Genomic DNA, 3,116 nt, shown 5'->3' with positions numbered 1-3,116 from the left:
AGACATGTTCGACCGGCGGCGGGGGCGGCGCGGCGGGGGCGGCGGCTTGCGGCGCGGGCGCGCCCCACGGGCCGGTTTGTGCCATCTGCCCGGCCATCGCCATGCCCAGACCAGCGCCGATGCCCGCGCCCATCGCGCCAGCGCCGCCGGGGTTGCGGGCGGCAGCGGTCATGGCTTCGGCGGCGGAATATTGGGTGAACTTGCCCAGATCGCCTGCCAGCCCCATCGACGTGCGCTTGTCCAGCGCCTGTTCGACTGCGGGCGGCAAGCTGATGTTTTCAATGTAGAATTCCGGCATGGACAGGCCATAATCGGCCAGGGTCTGGGACACTTGCGCGGCGATCAGTTTGCCCAGATCGTTGGTATTCGCCGCCATGTCCAGAACCGGGATACCCGATCCGGCGATCACCCGGCTGAATTCCTGCACGATGATATTGCGGATCTGGAAGCTGATTTCGTCCATGGTGAATTCGCCATCGGTGCCGACGATCTCGGTCAGGAATTTGGCGGGGTCGGTGACGCGGACGCTGTAGGTGCCGAAGGCGCGGATCCGGGTCGGGCCGAATTCCGGGTCGCGCAGCATGATCGGGTTCTTGGTGCCCCATTTCAGGTCGTTGAACCGGGTGGTGTTGACGAAATAGATTTCCGATTTGAACGGGCTTTTAAAGCCGTGATCCCAGTGCTGAAGCGTGGTCAGCAGCGGCATGTTGTTGGTTTCCAGCATATAGAGGCCGGGGGTAAAGACATCGGCCAGCTGGCCTTCGTGGACAAAGACCGCTGCCTGACCTTCGCGCACGGTCAGCTTGGCGCCGTATTTGATCTCGTGACCTTCGCGTTCGAACCGCCAGACCATGGTGTCGCGCGTGTCGTCGACCCAATGGATGACGTCGATGAATTCGCCGGAAAGAAAATCGAAAATACCCATGATGTGGTCCTCGTTAGTGGCGGTTGGAGCGGGGCGGGCGCATCAGCTTGACCCGCCCATCAGGTCCGAGGCGATGTCCCGCAGGATCGGCCGCGCCTGTTCGGCGGTCATGCCGGGGGTCAGGCGCGGGTCATACAGCATCCTCAGCAGCAATTCGTCGTGATAGGTCAGCAGCGCGAATTCCTCGTCGTCGTTAAAGATCGACGGGCGCGCGGCGGGGCTGTCATTGGCCAGCCCCATGCCCTGAGCCAGTTCCTCGTGAATGCAGGTCAGGCGCAGCAGGTCGGGTTGCTCGGCCCGGATCACCGCCACCGCGCGGTAATAGGTCGAGGCATCGTCCAGCGAGAACGCATAGACCGTGCAGAAGGTCGAGCGCGGCATGTCGGTGATCGAGCGGATCAGGCTGTTGGTCACGCCGGGCACCAGCGTCTGCAATTGCGGGCCTAGGGCGCGGCGTTCGTCCTCGTTCAGGAACAGCACATGGAAATTGGCATTGGCCGGGCTGGTCAGCGTCACCGGATTGCCGGTCAGCCGGGTCAGGCGGCGGGCATAGGCGGCGGTGTCGTTCATATCCTTGCGGCGCTTTTCGGCGGGCACGGTTTCGCCAAAGCTGACGCTCATGCGGACCGGGCCGGACCAGCGGCGCAGACGGCTGGCGGATTTGCGCGGCACCAGAATGCCGTTGCTGAAATCATATTCGTTATACAGCGCGATCTGGACGAAATTCTCGACCAGTTGCCGTTGCGAGAACGGCGTGTCCGGGCCGCCGCCATCAGAGCGCACCAGCCCGCGCGTCAACAGGTCGGTTTCCACCCGGGCGTAATAGCTTTCCAACGCCTTGCTTTGCGCCGATTGCACCGCGGGCGTCATGTCGGGCCGCGATTGCGGCGCGGTGGCCGAGGTCAGGGTGCCGCCCATCTGACAGGCTGACAGCCCCAGCGCCAGGGCCAGGGCGGTCAGAGGTCCATGGGTGCGGCGCGGGGTCATGTCGCCTCAGGCGCCGGGAACGGCGGTGCCGGCATTGTCGCCGACGCCATCCTTGCGCGCCTTGGCCGAGGCCAGCGTATCGCGCAGGTCGGCCTCCATCTTTTTCAGCTCGATTTCGGCGGCGGCGCGGCGGGCCTTGCCTTCGTCGGCGATGGCGAGGCTTTCGTTGATCGTGGCGATCAGGGTCTCGTTAGCCGATTTCACCGCCTCGATGTCGAACACGCCGCGTTCCATTTCCTGACGCACGATCCGGTTGGCCTGTTGCAGGTTCTCGGCATTGGCGGTCAGCAATTCGTTGGTCAGATCGTTGGCGGCGCGCACGGCTTCGGCCGCCTCGCGCGAGCGTTGGATCGTCACTGCCTGCGCCAGCTGGGTTTCCCACAGCGGCACGGTGTTCACGAGGGTCGAGTTGATCTTGTTGACCAGCGACTTGTCGTTTTCCTGCACCAGACGGATCGACGGCAGCGATTGCATCGTCACCTGACGGGTCAGTTTCAGGTCATGCACCCGGCGTTCCAGATCGTCGCGGGCAGCGCGCAGATCGCGCAGTTCCTGCGCCATGATCACCTGTTGATCGGGGGCGGCGGATTTCAGTTCGGCCTCTTTGGTCGGGATGTCGCGGCCGTCCAGCTCTTTCAGCTTTTCCTCGCCGGCGGCGATATACAGCGCCAGCTCGTCGTAGAAATCCAGTGTCTTTTCATAGAGTTTGTCCAAAGACTTGATGTCTTTCAGCAGCTTGTGCTCGTGGGTCAGCAGGTTGTCGGTGATCTTGTCGATCTGACCCTGCACATCCTCATACCGGGCCAGAAACTTGGCAAAGGGCGCGGCCTTGCCGGTCAGTTTCTCCCACCAGCTGCGTTCGCGGCGCACGTCCAGTTCCGAGATCGAGAACCCGCGGATCGTGGTGACGATATTGCGCAGGCTGTCGCCCGCCGGACCGACATCCTTGTTGCGCACATCGGCCAGCATCGATTGGCTGATCTGTTGCAGCTCGGCCTGCGCGGAGGAGCCGAATTCGATGATCGAGGTGGTGTCGCCCATGTCGATTTCATCAATGCGCTTGCGGATTTCGGCAGCGACAGGGGCGTCGGCGGACTCAAGCGGCACGACCTCGCCAACCGGTTCGGGCAGGATCACCGCGGTGACCTGTTCGACTTCGCTCAGCGCCTTGGCGGCTTGTTCACGGATGGTATCGGACATGTTT

3 protein-coding genes are annotated in these 3,116 nt (G+C 63.2%); all 3 read right to left on the bottom strand.

The window, feature by feature from the left end; all coding sequences use genetic code 11:
* Positions 1 to 925: SPFH domain-containing protein (locus ABYW26_RS12570; protein ID WP_372605249.1), on the bottom strand; the 925-nt coding region annotated here is incomplete at its 3' end.
* 42 nt (positions 926 to 967) lie between these two features.
* Entirely contained in the window at positions 968 to 1,912 is a 945-nt protein-coding gene (locus ABYW26_RS12565; protein ID WP_372605248.1) for a DUF2927 domain-containing protein, read from the bottom strand.
* Between the two features lie 6 nt (positions 1,913 to 1,918).
* Complete coding sequence (locus ABYW26_RS12560) at positions 1,919 to 3,112, bottom strand: toxic anion resistance protein (RefSeq protein WP_372605250.1); 1,194 nt, start codon at positions 3,110 to 3,112, stop codon at positions 1,919 to 1,921.
* Positions 3,113 to 3,116: the final 4 nt, after the last annotated feature.

Origin of the sequence: Actibacterium sp. (assembly GCF_041584535.1) — a bacterium.
Lineage (GTDB): Bacteria > Pseudomonadota > Alphaproteobacteria > Rhodobacterales > Rhodobacteraceae > Actibacterium_D.
Note: the sequence above shows the minus strand (reverse complement) of the source record. Positions and strands in the feature narration are given on the sequence as shown.